Here is a 20,181-nt window from a genome sequence, read left to right as displayed (position 1 = left end):
AAAATCGTTGCATTTTAGGTATGACTCTCTTTTGTTAAGAGGGAACTTTTTGTTCCCTTAATGTATCGTGATATAGCCCTAAGTATCCATGATATATAAGCTCCAGCCCTTCATTATACTCAAAATCAGAAGGGGTAGTAAGCTTTACAGGTTTTTCAATCAATTGTATACCTCCTTGCCTCAGCACAGTATGTACAAACTGAGAGCAAAAATAGGAGTCCTCTCCACCTAATTCTCGATTTAATATAACGCCTATAATACCAATATAATTATAGCTGTATCGCTCATGATTTAATGCAAATTGTTCCACAAAGCATTGCATTGTATTGTAGGTTTCTTCATTTACGGTATATTTGTATAGTGCACAACGTGCCTCTTTAAACAACTGAGAATGTATCGTTTCCTGTACAAACCCACCAAGAATAGGAATTAGCTCGTGCTTACGTCCAAAGCTATACATTGTATTCAATTGTTCATCAAAAGCGATAGATACGTGATTAAAAGGAGCTTTTGTATACCAACCAATCATTTTAGCTATAAATGAGCATGGATTACTGAGTACGATATAAATATTTTTTGTTCCAGCCATAACTTGCACCACTTTCATCCCAGTTTTCAAGTCATTTGTGGTTGTTTTAAACCTTGATGTATATCATTATGTTACTTGAATTTAAGTCGCTACAAAACAGCCTTAGGTTGGGAAAAAAACTAGACTAAAGTTATAGTTTACCTTCCAATTTTTGCACATGCATAACTAACTTTATTCTGATAAAATAGGAAAGAACTCATTTTAAACAAATTTTGGGAGCTTAGGAGGCAATACAACATGGAAAAAAGGAATCAGAGTCCAACCACTAAGCGGATTTTTTTCTCTATTTTAGTGTCCTCACTGTTAACATTATCTGTGATGTCTAGTGGTGAACCCGCACATGCTGCTTCTACCTCAAAGGCTATCAAACAACAAGAATTAGCAGTTGCATTTGCTAAAATCCAGAAGGAACGAGCTGCAGAGGTTGTTGATTTAGTTAACAAGGAGCGTTCGCAGGCAGGACTAAAACCGTTAGTTGTACACACAAATTTAACGAATATGGCAAAAAATAAAGCAATTGATATGTATAAAAATAACTATTTTAGTCATACCTCGCCTAAATACGGATCTCCATTTGATATGATGGACCTGTACAATATTACGTATCGTTATGCAGGAGAAAACATTGCCAAAGGACAGCAATCTGCAAAGGAAGTTGTCAAAGCATGGATGGATAGCCCAGGCCATAAAGCAAATATTTTAAATAAAAACTTTGGACTGATTGGTGTAGGTTATTACAACGGCTATTGGGTACAGGAGTTTGTTGGGAAATAGAGATCTGATTTTGGCTCTATATTAGAAATTAGTACTTGACAATGACTGGATGCTGGTAGCTACGATCCAGAGCGTTCTTGCGATTGTTGTTAAAATCATATTCCTTTTTTATTGAAGTAAATTTATTGATGGAATTTGATTTTAAGAGACAATCTTCAGAATCGCTCTGTCTCTTCGCTAGTTTGGGTTAGCTGTCAAGGACTGATTTCAAGATTAGAGCCCTAATTTTTTTGTGAAAATAAATAAGAAAATGAATAAGCAAACACAAGTTTCCTAGTGGAATCCTGTGTTTGCTTATTTGCATATTGTTTTCAGAACATTTATGTTTAATAATATAGACTCAATCTAAAAACTATATTTTCTTTTTTATATCAGCCAAGGAGGGACTCAGGTGAGATCAACATCTCGAATATGGATCATTACAGGCTTATTGTCTGGTTTAGCTACAATATTATTATTAGTTGGTTTTGTGTATGGCGTGAAAGATATTTTATATCCTGCGGCCACGAGTGCTTCAGAGGATAAAGCCACCGCTTCTCCGCCCAGTATGACAGACCAGCAGCCACCACTTCAAAACCATTTAGATGTAAGCGCTATTGGAGATTCCTTAGCTAAAGGAACCGGGGATGATAAGGGACTTGGGTTTGCAGGCAGAACGGTGCAGACGCTAACGGAGCAAAAAATAGAGTCTCAGTTAAGAAATAATCTAGGCATCAATGGTTTAAAGACGGCGGGGCTTTTGGAAATGTTAGAGGAAAAAGGAGTAAAGCATGCGTTACAGCAATCAAATGTTATATTACTATCTATTGGTGGTAATGATTTATTTCAAGGCGCACAGGCTTTACAAAATGGTGGACAGCTACCCACATGGAATGATCTAGAAAAAGCGATTAAAGATGCCGGTGAAAATTTTAAAAAGATTATAAAAAAAATTAAAGAAATTAATCCAGATGCTCAACTTGTCTATGTAAGCCTTTATAATCCATTTACAGATTTGAAGGATATGAAAGGGATTGGCAATCGCGCCGTATCTAGCTGGAATTTGCTAACCTCAGAGGTGTTATCTTCATATGAGCATACATTAGTTGTGCCTACCTTTGATTTGTACGTAAATAATGGTGGACGTTACTTATCCAGTGACCATTTTCATCCTAATCAGGATGGATATCAGATCATTGCAGAACGAATTGTTCAAAGTATTTTTATTGAAGGCTTAGCCAAAAAATAGGGGGAGGATAACTATGCACAAAGCGATAATCGATACGATGAATACAAGCGAAGGTAAGCCAGTGTTATCCGTCTCACATTTAAAGAAAAGAATAGGTAAAAAGTGGATTGTAAAGGACGTTAGCTTTGATATTCGACCAGGCGAAATTTTTGGCTTTCTAGGTCCAAATGGAGCAGGGAAAACGACGACAATTCGCATGCTGGTTGATTTAATTCGACCCACTGAAGGTACTATTAAAATTGCTGGATATGATGTGCAAAAAAATCCTGAGAAAGCTTTGTCTTATGTAGGTTCCATTGTAGAAAATCCAGAAGTATATACATACTTAACAGGATGGGAAAACCTAGAGCAATTTGCGAGAATGATGCCAGGGATTGATCAAGCACGTATTGCTGAAGTTGCACAAATTGTTAGACTTGATGCACGTATTCATGATAAGGTTAAAACCTACTCATTAGGGATGCGGCAACGTTTAGGTATCGCACAAGCATTACTAGGCAGACCTAAGCTTTTAATATTGGACGAGCCTACGAATGGTCTTGATCCTAAAGGCATCAAAGAAATGAGAAGCTTTATACGTGAGCTAGCAGGGACAGGTATGGCTGTATTTGTCTCAAGTCATTTATTAAGTGAAATTCAATTGTTATGTGATCGTGTTGCGATTATTAGCCAAGGTAGAGTTTTAACTGTAGGGACTGTAGAGGAATTGATCAAAGGGGGAGAAAATTACGTTATATGGGAGCTTGAGCCCCGTGAGCAAGGCTACCGCGTATTACAAGCTGACAATATCACAATGCTAGATGAGACCGATCATGTGCTAGATGATTCTGTATTAGTAGGAACGTCTCAGGATGCGATTGTAACGAAGATGGACACGGGTCTAGTGGACGGTATGGTATCGAAGCTTGTGCAGTCCGGAATTGCAGTTAAGGCAGTGCAACGGATAAACCCAACATTAGAACAGCTATTTTTGCAGCTAACGGAAGGTGAGCATATTGAATAGAATGAGAGACCTAGTCAAAAATGAAACGATAAAAATGATTAAGAAAAAACGTTTTTATGTGATTTTGCTTGTGCTTTTTGTAATGGTACCCATCTTTTCATATGCCCAAATGCGTATTGCCCAAGAAAGAATGGATAAATACGGTGATGATTGGCGTAGACAAATCCAACAAGCGATTACAGATAACCAAAATTCGTTAGGTAGTGATCGTGTACCAGAGGAATATAAAAAGTATCGTAAAATTTATATCCAGCAAATGAGATATTACTTAGATAATGATGTAAATCCTCAGCAAAGTGGTGGTATTACTTTTACGAAGGAGTTTTTAAATAATGCAGCGACCTTGTTGATTCCGCTTTTAATTATGGGGATTGGCTCTGATATCGTGTCCTCTGAACGGAGTAATGGGACAATTAAAATGTTGCTAACTCGTCCAATTCGCAGGTGGAAAATATTACTAAGTAAACTCATCACGTTAGTGATGTTTGTCTCATTAATAGTTGTGGCAACGTACATCATTTGTTATGCTGTTTCAGGACTATTTTTTGGTTATGGTGGTTTTAATCTCCCTGTGTTTACAGGCTTTCAGTTAAATGGGACTGAGGTGGACATTTCTAATGTGCATGCAGTACCACAATGGCAGTATTTATTTATGCAGGCGGGATTAATTTGGTTTATTAGTGTAATCGTTGCTTTACTTGCGTTTATGGTGTCTGTTTTAGTTCGCAGTACGGCAGCTAGCATTGTCATTATGATGGCAACGTTAATTTCAGGTAGCATTTTGACCAATATGGCATCCTCATGGACTAGTGCAAAATATTTATTTATGGTAAACCTTGGTTTGACAAACTTTTTATCCGGTTCACCTGCGCCTATTGAGGGGATGACTTTACCATTTTCACTTGCTGTTTTAAGTGTGTGGGGAATTGCGTCACTGTTTGTTTCATTCCTTGTCTTTACGAAACAGGATATTTTGAATTAAAATGTACAAGGAATCAAAACACTTGTTTGCATGAAGCAAGCAAGTAATCATAAGTATTACATAAAGAAGATTAAAGGGGGAGCATGAATGGCGGAACAAATCGATTTATTCGATGCGGATGCCACTTCCGGTAAAGTTCCTAGTGGTGCTAATTCGGGATACGAGGCGGACGACATTCAAGTGCTCGAAGGGCTTGTCGCGGTACGCAAACGACCAGGTATGTATATCGGTAGTACGAGTTCGTCGGGCCTTCATCATCTGGTATGGGAAATTGTTGATAATGCTGTTGACGAGCACTTAGCAAAATTTTGTTCGAAAATTGAGATCACGTTAAATCGAGATGGCTCGATTACCGTATTTGATAATGGAAGAGGAATACCAACGGGGATGCATAAGACAGGCATTCCTACACCTCAGGTCGTATATACGATCTTACATGCAGGTGGGAAATTTGGTGGCTCTGGTTACAAAAAATCAGGGGGGCTTCATGGCGTTGGTGCCTCGGTTACGAATGCATTGTCTGAATGGCTTGAAGTTAATATATATCGTGAGGGCAAGATTCACCGTATGCGCTTTGAGTATTGGGTAGATAAGCAAGGAAATGAACACGTGGGCGAGCCTGTAACAGGACTTGAAGTGATTGGAAATACGAATCGCACAGGAACCAAGGTGACATTTAAGCCAGATCAAAGAGTGTTTCAAAGTGGAATCTCATTTAACTATGAAACACTTGCTGAGCGCTTACAAGAAATTGCCTTTTTGAACTCAGGGCTTAGAGTTGTAATTAAGGATGAACGCTCTGATCGTGCAGATGAGTTCCATTATGAAGGTGGTGCAAGCCAATTTGTACAATTTCTTAATGAAGGCAAAGATGTGCTTCATGAGGTTGTGCATTTTTATGGTGAGCGTGATGACATTGAGGTTGAGGTTGCTTTGCAATATAACGCAGGGTATACCGAAACATTAGCTTCGTTTGTAAACTCCATTCCCACACGTGGAGGAGGGACGCATGAGACAGGCTTCAAAACCGCCTATACACGCGTAATGAATGATTATGCTCGTAAAAACGGCATTTTAAAGGAAAAGGATAAAAACCTTGAAGGTGGCGACTTACGTGAAGGCATGATGGCTGTTATTAGCGTCAAAATGTCTGAGGTGGAGTTTGTTGGTCAAACGAAGGATCAGCTTGGTAGTGCTTCTGCAAGAAGTAGTGTTGATGCGATTGTTGCAGAGAAATTGGCAGTCTTTTTAGAGGAAAATCCTCAGATCAGTCAATCCTTAATTAAAAAGGCATTACAGGCTGCTAAAGCTAGAGAAGCGGCACGTAAAGCTAGAGATGAGATGCGCTCAGGGAAAAAGCGCAGTGAGGGCTCTAACCTTGGTGGTAAGCTAACCCCTGCACAATCTAAAGATTTTAGTCGTAATGAGCTATTTATTGTTGAAGGTGACTCTGCTGGTGGTTCTGCAAAGCAAGGACGTGATTCTAAAATTCAAGCGATCTTGCCCTTAAAGGGAAAACCGCTGAATCCAGAAAAGGCGAAGCTTGCAGACATTTTAAAAAATGATGAATATCGTGCCATCATTTCAGCAATTGGTGCAGGCATTGGAACGGAATTTGAGATTGGTGACAGCAATTATTCCAAAATTATTATTATGACGGATGCGGATACAGATGGTGCGCATATTCAAGTATTGTTGCTCACTTTCTTTTACCGTTATATGAAGCCGTTAATTGATGAAGGTAAGGTATTTATTGCACAGCCACCTTTATATAAAATCACAAGGCGTTCAGGTAAGCTGGAGACTGTCAGATATGCTTGGACTGAGGAGCAGCTACAAAACTATTTAAAGGAATTTGGAAAAAACTACGAGCTTCAGCGCTATAAAGGGCTTGGAGAAATGAATCCAGATCAGCTATGGGAAACAACGATGAACCCTGAGGCACGTACACTGTTACAGGTACAAATTGTTGATACTGCGAAAGCAGAACGCCGAGTATCCACGCTAATGGGCGATAAGGTAGATCCACGTAAAAACTGGATTATTGAAAATGTAGATTTTACAGAGTATGAGGAATAGAAGGTGACTTGATTTGAGCATGTTGGAGAATTTTTTACCAGCGTATCTGGAAGAAGTTGTAGGTGACAGGTTCGGCAGGTATTCCAAATATATTATTCAAGACCGCGCCATTCCTGATGTTCGTGATGGATTAAAGCCTGTACAACGCCGAATTTTATATGCAATGTATGACTCTGGCAATACACCTGATAAGCCGTATCGCAAATCTGCGAAAACGGTAGGGGACGTTATGGGGAATTATCATCCCCATGGGGATTCCTCGATTTATGACGGTATGGTTAGAATGGCACAGCCTTGGAAGATGGGACATGTGTTAGTAGATGGGCATGGAAACTGGGGTTCTCAGGATGATGATCCCGCAGCAGCGATGCGTTACACAGAAGCACGCTTGTCTCATATTGCTTTAGAGCTTTTGCGAGACATTGATAAGCGAACAGTGCCATTTAAGGATAACTTTGATAATACAGCGATGGAGCCAGTTGTGTTGCCAGCAAGATTTCCTAATCTGCTTGTGAACGGGGTTAGTGGAATTTCTGCTGGTTTTGCAACTGAAATCCCCCCTCATAATTTACGTGAGGTTATTGATGCCTGTGTTGCTTTGATGGAAAAACCAGAAATGACTTTGGATGAGATCAGGATGTTTATAAAAGGTCCAGACTTCCCAACGGGTGGCATTATTATGGGCGAAGATGGAATTCGCCAAGCCTATGAAACAGGGAAAGGCCGAATTTATTTACGTTCAAAGACAGAAATCGAGAGCTTGCGTGGTGGAAAGCAACAAATTGTTATCACTGAAATTCCGTATCAGGTTGTTAAATCGCGTCTAGTCACAGCGATGGAAAGTATTCGACTAGAGAAAAAGGTAGAAGGCATTGCTGAGGTTCGTGATGAATCAGGACGTAATGGACTTCGTATCGTTGTTGAGCTAAAAAAGGATGCGGATGCGCAAGGGATTCTTGCCTACCTATTCAAAAAAACGGACTTACAGGTCACCTATAACTCCAATATGGTTGCGATTGTTAAAAAAGCACCAAGACAGCTTGGACTTAAAGCGATGCTTGAGGCTTATATTGCTCACCAACGTGAAGTAGTGACTTTTCGGACGCAATACGATTTGGAAAAGGCGGAGGATCGCTCCCATGTATTAGAAGGCTTAGTAAAGGCACTCAATATATTGGATGAAGTGATCGCGGCGATTAAGGCTTCTAAAAATCGTCAGGATGCTCAAAAAAATCTGGAATGGATGTTTGGCTTTACTGAACGTCAAGCGGACTCCATTTTAGCGTTACAGCTATATCGCTTAACCAATCTCGAAATTACCGCTCTGCAAAAGGATCTCGATGAGCTACAGAAGAAAATTGCTGTCTTGCGTGGTATTTTGGAAAGTGATAAAAAATTAATTGCAGTTATTCGCAAGGAATTAGTAGAGATCCGTGATAAATATGGCGTGGAGCGACGTTCTGTCATTCAGGATGAGATTGAAGAATTAAAGGTTAACCTTGAAGTTATCGTCTCACAGGAGGATGTACTTGTTGCCTTGTCAAATGAGGGCTATATTAAGCGGACAAGTATGCTTTCATTTACCCGTTCGGGTGGGGAGCTAGAAACTAGTGGCGTTAAGGACGGCGACTATATTAAGCATCTATTTGAAGTGAATACGCTTGAAAATATATTAGTATTTACGCAGCGTGGTCAATACTTCTTATTGCCTGTGCATCAAATTCCAGAATTTAAGTGGAAGGATAACGGGACGGCGATTGTTAACGTAATTCCGTTGTCGAAAGAGGATCGAATTATAAGTGTCATCCCAGTAAAAAGCTTTGATGAACAAGGCATTAGTCTTGTTTTCGTCACAAAGCAAGGACAAGTGAAGCGTACAGAACTGAAGGAATACGAGACGAAACGTTCTGGTGCTGTTGCGGCTTGTAAAGTAGGTCCTCAAGATGAAGTTGTTAGCGTTCAGGTTAGTCATAACAACCAGGATATTGTGTTAATTACCGAGCAAGGGATGTCGATTCGCTTTAATGAGCAAGAGGTAAACAGCATGGGACGCGTTGCTGGTGGTGTTAAAGGGATTACATTAAAAGACAATGACACTGTTGCTACCGCAATTTGGGTGGAAGGTGATGAAGGTGAACTCCTTGTCATTACAGACTTGGGCTACGGTAAACGAAGTTTATTGCTGGACTATCCAATTCAAAGCCGAGGTGGCAAAGGCGTTCAAACCTTTGAATTTAAAGAAGGAAAAAGAGTCAAGCCTAATGGCAATGCCTTAATTAAAGCGTTCCATACAAAAGAAGCATTGGAATTGGTTTTAATAACTGAAGCTGGAGAGGCACATGTGATTAGCTCTGAGAAGTCACCTATTGATGATCGGAAATCGATTGGGAAGCAGTTAGTTCCATTGCAAAAGCAAGAGAAGATTATTGATATTCTTCATAAGCAAGGGAACGAAATCAATTAATTGTTGTTAAGCAGTTAGTAAAGGGATAACCTTAAGCTAGCTGCTTTTTTATGAGTTATATTAGGTTACAACCCACTTATAATTGAGGGGAAATTTGGAAGTAGGCAGGAGTTTTGTAGCATCATAGCGAATAAAGGTCAAATACATTTATTTAGAGAAGGTGGGCGAATATATTGCATGCTGACAGTTTTGCCCGATTACTTGATGTCCTCATGAAGGAATATCAAAGTCACATGGAGCAGCATTTAGCACCAACTTTAACGACAGCTCAGTTCACTGTGCTTGAGTTATTAGTGGAGCAAGGTTCGTTAAAGCCATCTGACTTGTTGCCATTTCTCACAACCACACCAGCGGCTGTGACGATGCTGTTAGATCGGATGGAGCGAAGCGAGCTTATACGCCGCGAACGGGATGAAGCAGATCGTCGTATTGTATGGATTTATATTACAGAGAGTGGATTACAGGAAGTACAAAGAGGGACCGAGGTTCGAAGAGCTTACTTAAATGAAATATTAGATCATTTATCTACACATAATCAACAACTGCTTATTTATTTAATGGGGAAAATTACGAGTAAAAAAGAAACTGTTTCCTCAGAGTAAATTTATTCTATTGTAAAAAGACACCCCCAAGAACGTTGAGTTTACAATGTTCATGGCGGTGTCTTTTATGTTAGTTACTGTGTACTCACTGTGTACTACGTAGCACTGGCAGCTTGCGACTATAAACAGCCTCGTCCCACTCACTCCAAGGAAATTCCCTTGGTGGTAGCGAGATCAGATCAATTGGTTCCTTTGTAACAGGATGAGGAACACCTACATAGAGGGACCAGAGTGCAATTTGCTGCCCAGGCTTATTTACCTGTGCACCATATTTTTGATCACCATACAAGGGGCAACCCATCGCATTCATTTGCACACGAATTTGATGGGAGCGACCTGTGAGTAGTTCAATATGAATAAGGCTCAGTGGGTGCGCTCCTGAAGTGGTGCCAAGAACGCTATAGTTTAAAATTGCTTCCTTGCTGCCAGGGGTTCCTTTAGCAACGACAGATACCGTATTATTTTTTTCGTTTTTCAACAAATAATGTTGTAGTGTTCCCTCGGAAGAAGTGGGGATACCTCTAACGATAGCAACATACAACTTTTCAAACTTTCTTGTTCGAACTCCATCGGACAGTCTTGAAGCCGCTTTTGACGTTTTGGCAAAAATCATTGCCCCACCTACTGGACGATCAAGACGGTGGACAAGTCCTAGGTACACATTGCCAGGTTTTTGATAACGAACTTTAAGATCATCCTTGAGCAACGTTAATAGATCTAGGTCACCACTGCTGTCTCCTTGTGTGGGGATATTTGGTGGCTTTACGATGCCAAGTAGATGGTTGTCCTCATACAAAATTGAAATATCATGCAAGACGTTATTCCTCCCAACGTCCTAAAATGCCACATGGAAGGTTGAAGCCTGATTTTGTGATCGGCAAGCCTAGCTCACCTGCTGAAATGGAGCCTCCATATTTTTTCTTCATCGTCATGCTCAAAATGTTATTTAAAACACTTGGAGATAATCCAGTTGTATAGGAGTTAATTAACAAAAACAAAGGTTGATCGGACAAAATAGATAAGCAGGATTCTACAAATGGATACAAGCTTTGCTCCAGCTTCCACGTTTCACCATTTGGTCCACGTCCATAGGAAGGAGGGTCCATAATAATTGCATCGTATTTATTGCCACGACGCTCTTCACGTTGTACGAATTTAAATACATCATCAGTAATAAAACGAACAGGACGATCGCCGATACCAGACAACGTAAGATTTTCCTTTGCCCACTGCACCATACCTTTTGCCGCATCGACATGCACCACAGAGGCTCCTGCTGACGCCGCTGCAACCGTAGCTCCACCCGTATATGCAAATAAATTTAATACTTTAATAGGACGATTTGCATTTTTGATTTTGTCCATCATCCAGCTCCAATTAGCAGCTTGCTCAGGAAATAATCCTGTATGCTTAAAATTGGTTGGTTTAAGATAAAATTGCAAATCTTTAAATGAAATAGTCCAGCGGTCAGGGATAGATTTTTTCATTTCCCATTCACCGCCACCGGATGAACTACGATGGTAGTGACCATGTACATCATTCCATAATTTTTTATCTGATCCTTTAGGCCAAATAATTTGAGGGTCTGGACGTCTTAAAATAATATCGCCCCAACGTTCTAATTTTTCACCGTCTCCAGTATCGATCACTTCATAGTCAATCCATTCATTTGCTACATACATAAAAGTTTAATCATCCTTCCAATTTAACCGTTTCTTAAAAATAAACCATAGTGATGTTATTGTAACTCATTTGACTATTGACATGCTACCCTAAGTATCGTTTGTTTAGTATTAGTCTTTTATGTTGACATTGATAATCATTATCAATAAACTGAATATAAAGGTTTTTATTTAAAATTTGAGGCTTAACTTAGAAATTAGTGGTTGAGAGGAAACAAAACTAGCGAAGGGGTAGAGGGATGGTGGAGAAGTGAACACGTCCGCCTTTACAGCTTGTTTTTCAACCGATAACGATCTCATTCAAGAAAATCAGGCTGTAAGAGGGGGCGAAGCCACCCTCTGCACCGTGGCTGCTTTCCCCCTGAAGTTAGCAACCACTAATTTTTGTTTGAGCCAAATTTGGAGGAGCATAACATGAGTAAATATATTGTAGTCTATTCCAGTTTATCAGGGAATACAGAGGATATTGCTGATCTGATCGCGGAAGGCATTAAATCAACAGGACATGAAGTGATAGTAAAGGATGCAATGGATTGTAATGCTTCGATTTTAACAGAATATGATGCTTTTTGTCTGGGTGCATACACCTGGGGAGATGGAGAGTTGCCAGATGAATTCCTTGATTTTTATGAGGAAATGGATGAGCTAGATTTAACGGGAATTTATGCAGCCACTTTTGGTAGTGGAGATACGACCTATGAGCAATTTTGTGCTTCTGTAGATATTTTAGAAAAAAAGATTGTAGAGCGTGGGGGGACGATAACCCAACCTGGCTTAAAAATCGAATATTCTCCTACAGGAGATGATCGAGAGATATGTCGGCAATTCGGAATTGATTTTGTAAATAAAATTAAGTAAACAACTAAAATAATTTAAAAACAGAGGATTGTTACGAGAATAGTAGTTACTTTTTTCACAATCTCTCTGTTTTTCTGTAGATTATTCTTTAGGGAAAATGATTATTTGCTCCACTTATAGTAGCTTTGCTCGTGTTGTACTTGAAAACCTACAGATTCATAAAGGTAACGAGCATGATCATTAGTTAACGCCACCTCTAACCATACGTCAATGCCAAGCTTGGCTTCACGATCGACTATATGCTCGAGTACAGCTCGACCAATTCCTTGCCCTCTCCTTGCTGCCGAAATGACAAAACCATATAGCCAAACTTCATTTTCACTTTCAGGTGAAATTCTAATTTTTCCTACGGACTGATGCTCCTTCTTAATAACAAAGTATTGAGATTTGTCGATTAAACTTAACTCTTCGTAATATTTGCTTGCTGTCGCGTGACTTTCTCCAAAGCCCTCCATATCTAATTGCACAAAAAATTGCTGATGAAGTTCGGGCTGATAAGGATCTAGCTTAATTAACTGATCTAAGTGATCAACATTCTGAGCTGCACCATCGATTTTCTCTAGTGGATAGTACTTCATTTGATATTCTGTAAAACCTAATTGACAAGGTATTTGTCGTAAAAATGCTACACCAGATGATGACTTGACAGGTGTATTCAGTAAAATCTCCTTGTATTGCTGCTCAAGAGTTATCGTAATGCTTTCTTTAATCAACCTAGTAAAAATCCCTTGTCTACGATAATCAGGATGCACCATCCCACACACTTCAACCTTGTCTCCAAAAGGGTACAAAGCCAAAAATCCAACGAGTTGGCCTTCATGCAGATGGTAAAAGCTATTTTCATTGTCATCACGTGCTTCCAACATATCCCAGTTTAACTTCAGTGAGAGGTTGTCATGCTGCTCTACGATATGTTGTAAATGTAAAATGTTATGTTTCAAGGTTAATCACACTCCAATCTAAATCAGTATAATACCTTGACAATCTAAAGGCTAGAGGCTTAGCTTATATTATATTTAACGTTTATACTAAGCTGATACAATAATAAATAGATTAACAGGATGATTAGGGGGACAACCACATTATGACGACACCTATTTTTGAAATGAACAATATTAGCTGGGTTAGAGATGGAAAAAAGGTTCTTACTAACGTAAATTGGAAAATGAATCAAGGCGAGCATTGGGCGTTATTTGGCTTGAACGGTTCAGGTAAAACGACATTGCTTAATATGCTAAATGGTTACATTTGGCCCACAACGGGGGAAATATCGGTATTCGGGCACAAATTTGGTCAGATTGACTTAAGGGAATTAAGAAAGTCGATTGGTTGGGTAAGCTCTTCCTTTCAAGAAAAGCTCCATCGCTCACAAAAAAGCCAAGAGCTTGTCGTAAGTGGCAAATATGCAACGATTGGTTTGTACCAATCTCCAACAGAAGAGGATTACGAACGTGCAGATAAATTGATGCGACAGCTGGGTGTTGTGCATGTCAAAGATCGGACCTATGCCACCTGTTCGCAAGGGGAGCAACAAAAATTACTTATTGCTAGAGCGCTAATGGCATCACCTAAGCTGTTAATTCTGGATGAAGCCGCAAATGGACTCGATTTTATATCCAAGGAAGGGCTGCTGGATAGCATTGCGGAGCTTGCTTCTAGCGAACAAGCCCCTCATTTATTATATGTGACACACCATACGGAAGAAATTTTGCCTATATTTACACATACGTTATTACTTCGCAGAGGTGAAGTTTTTGGGAGTGGAGAGACAAAACATGTTTTTAATGATGAGCAATTATCTCAATTTTTTGAGATGCCTGTAGCTGTGAACTGGGAAGATGATCGTGTCTGGCTGCGCCGTAAATAAATGAAACCATAGCTCCTTCTCATTCGTAATAAATTTTAATAAAGACGATATAGATTTAAAGACGAAAGAGATAAAATGGAGGGAAGTCTATGGCAGCAGAAACAAATACGACGAGAAATTTAAAAAAGATCCCCAATCCAGGAGCAATTTTTGCAGGGATTATCATTGTGCTTGTGTTGATTGTAGTGGGAATTAATAGTGTTGCTCAGGTACAGTATGGACATGTAGGACTGTATAAGACGTTTGGGAAACTAAATGACAAAGTACTCACACCGGGGCTACATTTGAAAATGCCATTTGTTCAAGAAGTAATTCAGGTCAATACGCAGGTCGCGAAGACAGAGACAGATACAACAGCATCATCTAAAGATTTGCAGCCTGTCTCCACACATGTCGTCGTAAACTATTCTGTGCATAAAGAGTCGGTATATAAGCTGATGAATGATATCGGTGCTAATTTTGATACTGTGATTATAAATCCTGCCATTCAGGAAATTATTAAGGAAGTAACTGCTAAATACCAAGCTGAGGAGCTGATTTCTTTACGTGACAAGGTCGCAGGGGAGATCAATGAGGATTTAACAAAACGTCTAGCGACATATAACTTGGTTGTGAATGAGATTAACATCGTTAACTTTAACTTCTCAGATGCATTTAATCAATCCATTGAAGCGAAGCAGGTAGCGCAACAGCAAGCACTTAAAGCAAGCAATGACCTAAAGCGGATTGAAATTGAAGCGAAGCAAAAGGTAGCGCAGGCACAAGCGGAAGCAGAAGCATTAAAACTAAAAAAGCAAGAAGTTACGCCAGAGCTAGTACAACTTAAACAAATCGAGGTTCAGGAGAAGGCACTTGAAAAATGGGATGGCAAGTTACCCCAAGTTACAGGTGGAGCTACGCCTTTTGTAGATATTAATCAATTTTCATCATCTCAATCGAAATAAACTTAAAATTATTTTGAAATTTAACAGTCTACAATTATAAAAAATACTTCTTTAGTCGTTAATCCCAACTTGACTAGAGAAGTATTTTTTTATCTCAAACTAAAAATAGGACTATAGAATTGTTTTTTCTTGATTTCCCATCAATTTATGTAAGAAAATTACCCAAATAAGGGTGTTTTGAACTATTTAGTCTTGTTGATATTGATTCGATATTAATAGGTATAGATGAATAGAAGGGGGTCTTACTCGTTTGTTAGTTCACGTCATGGATTTGAAAACAGGGGATAAGCTGCGATCCGATATTTTTAATTCGGCAGGTCTACATATTTTAGCTAAAGGGACTGTCATTCGGAATGAAGAAATTGCGTTATTAATTCGCCATAGTATTGATATGATTGATATTGAATTAAAGGAAAACAAAGAGGAAGTTACGATAACGGAAGAAGAGGTGTTTTATCAGAAGCTCAAGGAAGATTTTGATTACACCATTCAGGCATATCAAGGTATTTTTTTGGATTCTTTAGTCAAAGGGAAATTTAATCCTGATAAGGTGCAGGAAAGACTAGAGACATTGCTTGAAAAAATAGATAGTCGTAAAAATGTAGTTGGTTTATTGCTTGATCTTGGACGTGAAGACGTAACAATTTATAATCACTCCTTACAAGTTGGATTATTATCCTATTACATAGCAACATGGCTTGGATATTCAAAGGAAGAGAGCTACGAAATAAGTCAAGCTGGATATTTGCATGATATCGGCAAAAGTAAAGTTCCTCATGCCATTCGGGATCATGTAGGAGAGCTTACAGGTAAGGAGCTTGAAATAATGCAAAACCATACCAGATACGGTTATGATATTATTCGTAACTCGATGTCTGATGGGAGTATTGCCTTAGTTGCGCTACAGCATCATGAGCTTGAGGATGGTACAGGTTATCCGTTAGGTCTTGGAAAAAATGCAGTTCATCCTTATTCTCAAATTGTAGCCGTTGCCAATACTTATGTTGAACTTACATCACAGTATGAAGGAAAAGGGAGTCAAGGCTTCCTAAGTGTATTAAAAAAGATTTATGAGTTAGGATTTGGTAAGCTAAATGAAAGACCTGTGCAAGCTTTGATGCAAAACTTATTACCAAACATTCTTAGTAAAAAGGCTTTACTTAATACAGGCCAAGAGGGCATCATTGTTCTCAACAATCCAAATGATATTTTTAGACCACTTGTCAAGGTGGGGACCGAGTTTGTTGATTTGGCAAAAAATCGTAACATTTTAATTGAAGAGATCTATTTATAGCTATAAAAGCTCTACTCATGCTGGATATGGGTGGAGCTTTTTTGTCTGTTTATGTCGGAATCTATGAAATTGCATGTAATTTATCCTTTTAACAAGTTAATGGGATGGGGTATACTAGACGATAAGTGTTTTACAATAAAATGGGGGGTTGTTGTAAAATGCAACATTTTGAAGAAGATGGAGAGGTTTAGATGAGTTTTAATAAAAATAAAATCAAGAACGATCAAAAGCAAGAACGATTTTCTTCCGCAGGCTTTATTTTAGCTGCAATTGGTAGCTCTGTAGGGCTAGGAAATATGTGGAAATTCCCATATATTACAGGGGAAAATGGCGGGGCAGCATTTTTCTTACTATTTATCGTATGTTTAGTTATTATAGGTTTGCCTGTTTTGCTTGCAGAGCTTGCGATTGGTCGTAGCTCACGAACCAGCGCAGCGACCGCTTTTTCCAAAATAACTGGGAAAAAGGGATGGAATGGCTTAGGGATACTGCAGATTATTGCACCATTTATTATATTATCTTTTTATGTCATTATTGCTGGCTGGACACTGCATTATGCGATGTTGTCTTTTTCAAGTCAATTATTTAAAGATAGCGATTATAGTGCAGTTTTTGCTAACTTTAGTTCAGGATACTTACCTATCATGTGGCAGGGGATATCGATTCTAATTTCTGCATGGGTTGTAATCAAAGGTGTCTCTGGTGGGATAGAAAAGTTTAATAAAGTATTATTACCAGGCATGGTCGTTTTATTAATTATTTTAATGATTCGAGCATTAACATTACCTGGGGCAGGAGCAGGCGTAAACTTTTTCTTAAAACCTGATTTTGCATCACTAAGTCCAGAAGCTGCATTAATTGCACTTGGACATGCTTTTTTCTCTTTATCACTTGGTATGGGCATTTTAATGACATACGGAGCTTATGTAAATAAGGAGCAATCATTAGGTACCGCTGCTTTAGCTATAGGGGCAGGGGATTTAATCTATGCATTTATTGCAGGATTAATCATATTCCCAACCACATTCTCATTTGGGATTGCACCTGATAAGGGACCTTCTCTCATTTTCGAGGCTTTACCCGCAGCATTTTCTGCAATGCCTGCTGGAAGTGTTTTTGCGGGATTATTTTTTGTAATCCTTGCGATAGCGGCAATTACATCTTCTGTTTCATTACTAGAAGTTCCAGTAGCCTATGCGAGGGAACGTTGGCAGTGGACGCGTACGCGTTCCGTTTGGATTATGAGTATTTTAGTTTTCCTACTAGGTTTACCTTCGGCATTATCGCTTGGCTTAGCAAAAAATATAACATTGTTTGGTGTAAGTTTCTTTGATGCAATGGATTTCATTGCTTCTAACATTTTACTTCCATTTATTGGACTGATTGTGACAATTTTTGCCGGTTACTTTTGGAAAAATATCGCTGAAGAGTCTGGGTTAAATCAAACTTGGTTTAAGATTTGGTTATTTATGCTACGTTACATTGCACCAATCTTAGTACTATTAGTTTTGCTTCATACATCAGGGGTAATTAAGTTTGAATAACATATAAGTTTCATTAAAAAAGGAACTCAAGGACAACTATTAATAGTTGCCTAGGGTTCCTTTAAATTTAGTAACGTTATACTTGTATGATTGCTGTAATTTCTTCATCAAGATCAAGCTGTACATCCTGACGGAATACTCTTGCTTGATATTCAGAATGAACATAACGAATGATTGCTTCAATCATCTGGGATTCTGACATGAATTGATTACGTGCTTTAGCCCACACCTCAGCACTGTATCCTGCATCTTCCTCCCAGCTTAACTCCACCTGAACCTCAGTAGGCTGAATGTCATTTCGTTCTGCAATATGAATACAGATTGCATTGATGATTTCATCCATACTTAAAATAAGTCGTGACATTAGTAACGTGTACCCCGATCATCGGATGGTTGGGGCTGTGGTTGTTTTCTACGGAATAATGCCATTACTAACATAACTATGATATATATAGCAAACACGTTAACAGCAAGTCCTAAAATGTTACCCATCATCCCCATTCCTGAGAACATAGAGCCAAATAGTAAACCTGCAATACCACCCATCATCATTCCTTTAAACAAGCTACCCCCACTAAAAAATCCACGTCCATTTGAAGCGGTAGAGCCTGTACTTCCTGTGCTACTTTTTGATGAATCTGTTTTTCGGATTCCACTATCTGTTTTCTTTTTTGGTGTTGTTGTGTAGCTTCGAGTACCTGATTTAAACCCTCCACCACGTCTAGCATCTGCTAAATCCGGTGATACCATTGCAAAGAAAACAGTTAAAGCGACAATCACTAAAGAAATACGTTTGGTTAGTTTCATCATCGTTAGTAAATACCCTCCAAAAAAAGTTTGACCCCTAATCGTCTAGTGTCTAGCTAATTCTACGTGTATCTATTAAAATGGTTTCAATTTTATTTAAAATTTATGTTTTTATAGATCAAAAATTAAATATGAGGTTAATGGTGCATAAAGCTTAAATGAGTGTGGAAATATAGGACAAATGAAGACAATGTTTAATTATTGTGAAGGAGTGAGTAGATGTCGCTTGATATTTATTTAAATTTTGCTGGGAACTGTCGAGAGGTGGTTCTTTATTATGTTGAAGTTTTTGGGCTAGAGCAGCCACATATTATGACCTTTGGGGAAATGGAGCCAGATCCTAGTCATCCAATACCAGATGAAGCTAAATCTTTAATTATGCATACTCGTATAAGTATAGGTGGTAGTACTCTCATGTTTTCAGATACTTTTCCAGGTATGCCCTTTACACAAGGAAATAATTTTAGCTTAAGCCTAACGTTAACAAGTGCTGATGAACTTAAGTCAGCATTTGAAAAGCTCAAGGATGGTGGAAAAGTAATTATGGAGCTGGGGCCAACATTTTGGAGCGAGCTTTATGGCAGTATTGTTGATAAGTTTGGTATACAGTGGCAATTTAATTTGGAAAAATAGGCTCTATGATATAAATCAGTACTTGACAATGACTGATGGGTGGTAGCTACGATACAGAGAGTTCTTTCAATTGTTGTTAAAATCATATTCCCTTGATTGGGGTAAATAAATGGGTGGAATTTGATTTTAAGAGACAATCTCGAGAATCTCTCTGTCTCTTCGCTAGTTCCGGTTGGCTGTCAAGTGCTCATTTATAATTCCATAATAAACGAGATCCTCAAATTTATTTTCCTTTTTTACGTGTTGATAAAGTGTACCTTCATGCACCATGCCAGCCTTCAGCATGACTTTTCCAGAAGCAGGGTTTGAAGCGAAATGTGTTGCGTATACCTTATGATATTGCTTGTCATTAAACGCAAACTGTATCATGGCTTTAGCTGCTTCAGTTGCAATTCCCTTCCCCCAGTACTTTTCACCAATCCAATACGCTAATTCACCATGCTCATACCCTTGGTTGTTGCTTATTCCAATCGCTCCATATAACTCTTGTGTCTCTTTATCTGTAATTGCAAATTGATACATAATATCATTAGAGAAATTACCCTCTTGCCTCTCAATCCATGCTGTCGCATCACTTTCATGATAAGGATAAGGTAAGGAAAGTGTACTTCTATAAATGTTATAGTTATTACACAATTCAGACACTATTGGTGCATCTGAGGCTAAAAATGGTCTAAGCAGCAGTCTAAGTGTTTCGATCGTTTTATTGTGTGGATTATACATAGATATAGATACGCCCCCTAAATGATTTTTAACAGTATAACAGAAAATATGAATAAAATGGAACTTGTGTGATAATTCATTCAGATTTCTGTTAACTCCCGTTATAAT

General features: G+C 38.7%; 20 protein-coding genes. 13 read left to right on the top strand and 7 right to left on the bottom strand.

Annotated features, from left to right (window positions below; all coding sequences use genetic code 11):
- Positions 1 to 34: 34 nt before the first annotated feature.
- The gene (locus ABE099_RS08095; protein WP_430029132.1) at positions 35 to 589 is read right to left on the bottom strand and encodes a hypothetical protein; all 555 of its coding nucleotides are present in this window, start codon (positions 587 to 589) and stop codon (positions 35 to 37) included.
- 237 nt (positions 590 to 826) lie between these two features.
- Between ABE099_RS08095 and ABE099_RS08090 the strand changes: the two genes are divergently transcribed.
- The 7 genes from ABE099_RS08090 (at position 827) to ABE099_RS08060 (ending at position 9,721) form a co-directional block, all read left to right on the top strand.
- Positions 827 to 1,363, top strand: a complete 537-nt coding sequence (locus ABE099_RS08090) for a CAP domain-containing protein (RefSeq protein WP_430029130.1) — start codon at positions 827 to 829, stop codon at positions 1,361 to 1,363.
- A 391-nt stretch (positions 1,364 to 1,754) separates the two neighbouring features.
- Positions 1,755 to 2,591 (top strand): GDSL-type esterase/lipase family protein, encoded by an 837-nt coding sequence (locus tag ABE099_RS08085; protein ID WP_430029128.1) that lies wholly within the window; start codon positions 1,755 to 1,757, stop codon positions 2,589 to 2,591.
- A gap of 13 nt (positions 2,592 to 2,604) precedes the next feature.
- Complete coding sequence (locus tag ABE099_RS08080) at positions 2,605 to 3,594, top strand: ABC transporter ATP-binding protein (RefSeq protein WP_430029126.1); 990 nt, start codon at positions 2,605 to 2,607, stop codon at positions 3,592 to 3,594.
- Between the two features lies 1 nt (position 3,595).
- A complete protein-coding gene (locus ABE099_RS08075) occupies positions 3,596 to 4,576 on the top strand; it encodes an ABC transporter permease (protein ID WP_430029124.1) in 981 nt (326 codons plus the stop codon).
- 87 nt (positions 4,577 to 4,663) lie between these two features.
- Positions 4,664 to 6,655, top strand: coding sequence for a DNA topoisomerase IV subunit B (gene parE, locus ABE099_RS08070; protein WP_430029122.1), 1,992 nt, complete (start codon positions 4,664 to 4,666; stop codon positions 6,653 to 6,655).
- Positions 6,656 to 6,668: 13 nt separating this feature from the next.
- On the top strand, positions 6,669 to 9,119 hold the full coding sequence (gyrA, locus tag ABE099_RS08065; protein WP_430029120.1) for a DNA gyrase subunit A: 2,451 nt from the start codon (positions 6,669 to 6,671) through the stop codon (positions 9,117 to 9,119).
- A gap of 173 nt (positions 9,120 to 9,292) precedes the next feature.
- Positions 9,293 to 9,721, top strand: a complete 429-nt coding sequence (locus ABE099_RS08060; protein ID WP_430029118.1) for a MarR family winged helix-turn-helix transcriptional regulator — start codon at positions 9,293 to 9,295, stop codon at positions 9,719 to 9,721.
- Between the two features lie 85 nt (positions 9,722 to 9,806).
- On the opposite strand, the gene ABE099_RS08055 is transcribed toward ABE099_RS08060, so the two are convergent.
- Positions 9,807 to 10,535, bottom strand: coding sequence for an RluA family pseudouridine synthase (locus ABE099_RS08055; RefSeq protein WP_430029116.1), 729 nt, complete (start codon positions 10,533 to 10,535; stop codon positions 9,807 to 9,809).
- Positions 10,536 to 10,539: 4 nt separating this feature from the next.
- Positions 10,540 to 11,403 (bottom strand): class I SAM-dependent methyltransferase, encoded by an 864-nt coding sequence (locus ABE099_RS08050; RefSeq protein ID WP_210090862.1) that lies wholly within the window; start codon positions 11,401 to 11,403, stop codon positions 10,540 to 10,542.
- 414 nt (positions 11,404 to 11,817) lie between these two features.
- Here ABE099_RS08050 and ABE099_RS08045 point away from each other — a divergent pair, with 414 nt between their 5' ends.
- A complete protein-coding gene (locus tag ABE099_RS08045) occupies positions 11,818 to 12,261 on the top strand; it encodes a flavodoxin (RefSeq protein ID WP_430029114.1) in 444 nt (147 codons plus the stop codon).
- 101 nt (positions 12,262 to 12,362) lie between these two features.
- Here the strand turns inward: ABE099_RS08045 and ABE099_RS08040 are convergent, their stop codons facing one another.
- Positions 12,363 to 13,202 (bottom strand): GNAT family N-acetyltransferase, encoded by an 840-nt coding sequence (locus ABE099_RS08040; RefSeq protein ID WP_430029112.1) that lies wholly within the window; start codon positions 13,200 to 13,202, stop codon positions 12,363 to 12,365.
- 143 nt (positions 13,203 to 13,345) lie between these two features.
- Here ABE099_RS08040 and ABE099_RS08035 point away from each other — a divergent pair, with 143 nt between their 5' ends.
- The 4 genes from ABE099_RS08035 (at position 13,346) to ABE099_RS08020 (ending at position 17,910) form a co-directional block, all read left to right on the top strand.
- The gene (locus tag ABE099_RS08035; protein ID WP_430029110.1) at positions 13,346 to 14,128 is read left to right on the top strand and encodes an ABC transporter ATP-binding protein; all 783 of its coding nucleotides are present in this window, start codon (positions 13,346 to 13,348) and stop codon (positions 14,126 to 14,128) included.
- 89 nt (positions 14,129 to 14,217) lie between these two features.
- On the top strand, positions 14,218 to 15,072 hold the full coding sequence (locus ABE099_RS08030; RefSeq protein ID WP_430029108.1) for a prohibitin family protein: 855 nt from the start codon (positions 14,218 to 14,220) through the stop codon (positions 15,070 to 15,072).
- A gap of 265 nt (positions 15,073 to 15,337) precedes the next feature.
- On the top strand, positions 15,338 to 16,366 hold the full coding sequence (locus tag ABE099_RS08025) for an HD-GYP domain-containing protein (RefSeq protein ID WP_430029106.1): 1,029 nt from the start codon (positions 15,338 to 15,340) through the stop codon (positions 16,364 to 16,366).
- 191 nt (positions 16,367 to 16,557) lie between these two features.
- On the top strand, positions 16,558 to 17,910 hold the full coding sequence (locus ABE099_RS08020; RefSeq protein WP_430029104.1) for a sodium-dependent transporter: 1,353 nt from the start codon (positions 16,558 to 16,560) through the stop codon (positions 17,908 to 17,910).
- A gap of 76 nt (positions 17,911 to 17,986) precedes the next feature.
- On the opposite strand, the gene ABE099_RS08015 is transcribed toward ABE099_RS08020, so the two are convergent.
- Together ABE099_RS08015 and ABE099_RS08010 are read right to left on the bottom strand one after the other, a co-directional pair.
- Positions 17,987 to 18,274: a DUF2653 family protein gene (locus ABE099_RS08015; RefSeq protein ID WP_430029102.1), complete on the bottom strand. Its 288-nt coding sequence runs from the start codon at positions 18,272 to 18,274 to the stop codon at positions 17,987 to 17,989.
- Positions 18,274 to 18,720, bottom strand: coding sequence for a hypothetical protein (locus ABE099_RS08010; RefSeq protein ID WP_430029100.1), 447 nt, complete (start codon positions 18,718 to 18,720; stop codon positions 18,274 to 18,276). The genes ABE099_RS08015 and ABE099_RS08010 overlap by 1 nt, the downstream gene beginning before the upstream one ends.
- A gap of 216 nt (positions 18,721 to 18,936) precedes the next feature.
- On the opposite strand from ABE099_RS08010, the gene ABE099_RS08005 reads away from it, so the two are divergent.
- Positions 18,937 to 19,350 (top strand): VOC family protein, encoded by a 414-nt coding sequence (locus ABE099_RS08005; protein ID WP_430029098.1) that lies wholly within the window; start codon positions 18,937 to 18,939, stop codon positions 19,348 to 19,350.
- Between the two features lie 162 nt (positions 19,351 to 19,512).
- Here the strand turns inward: ABE099_RS08005 and ABE099_RS08000 are convergent, their stop codons facing one another.
- Entirely contained in the window at positions 19,513 to 20,073 is a 561-nt protein-coding gene (locus tag ABE099_RS08000) for a GNAT family N-acetyltransferase (protein WP_430029096.1), read from the bottom strand.
- Positions 20,074 to 20,181 lie beyond the last annotated feature (108 nt).

Origin of the sequence: Paenibacillus turicensis, from assembly GCF_050461185.1 — a bacterium.
GTDB lineage: Bacteria > Bacillota > Bacilli > Paenibacillales > Paenibacillaceae > Fontibacillus > Fontibacillus turicensis_A.
The sequence above is the reverse complement of the archived record's forward strand: the minus strand, read 5'-3'. Positions and strand labels throughout refer to the sequence as shown.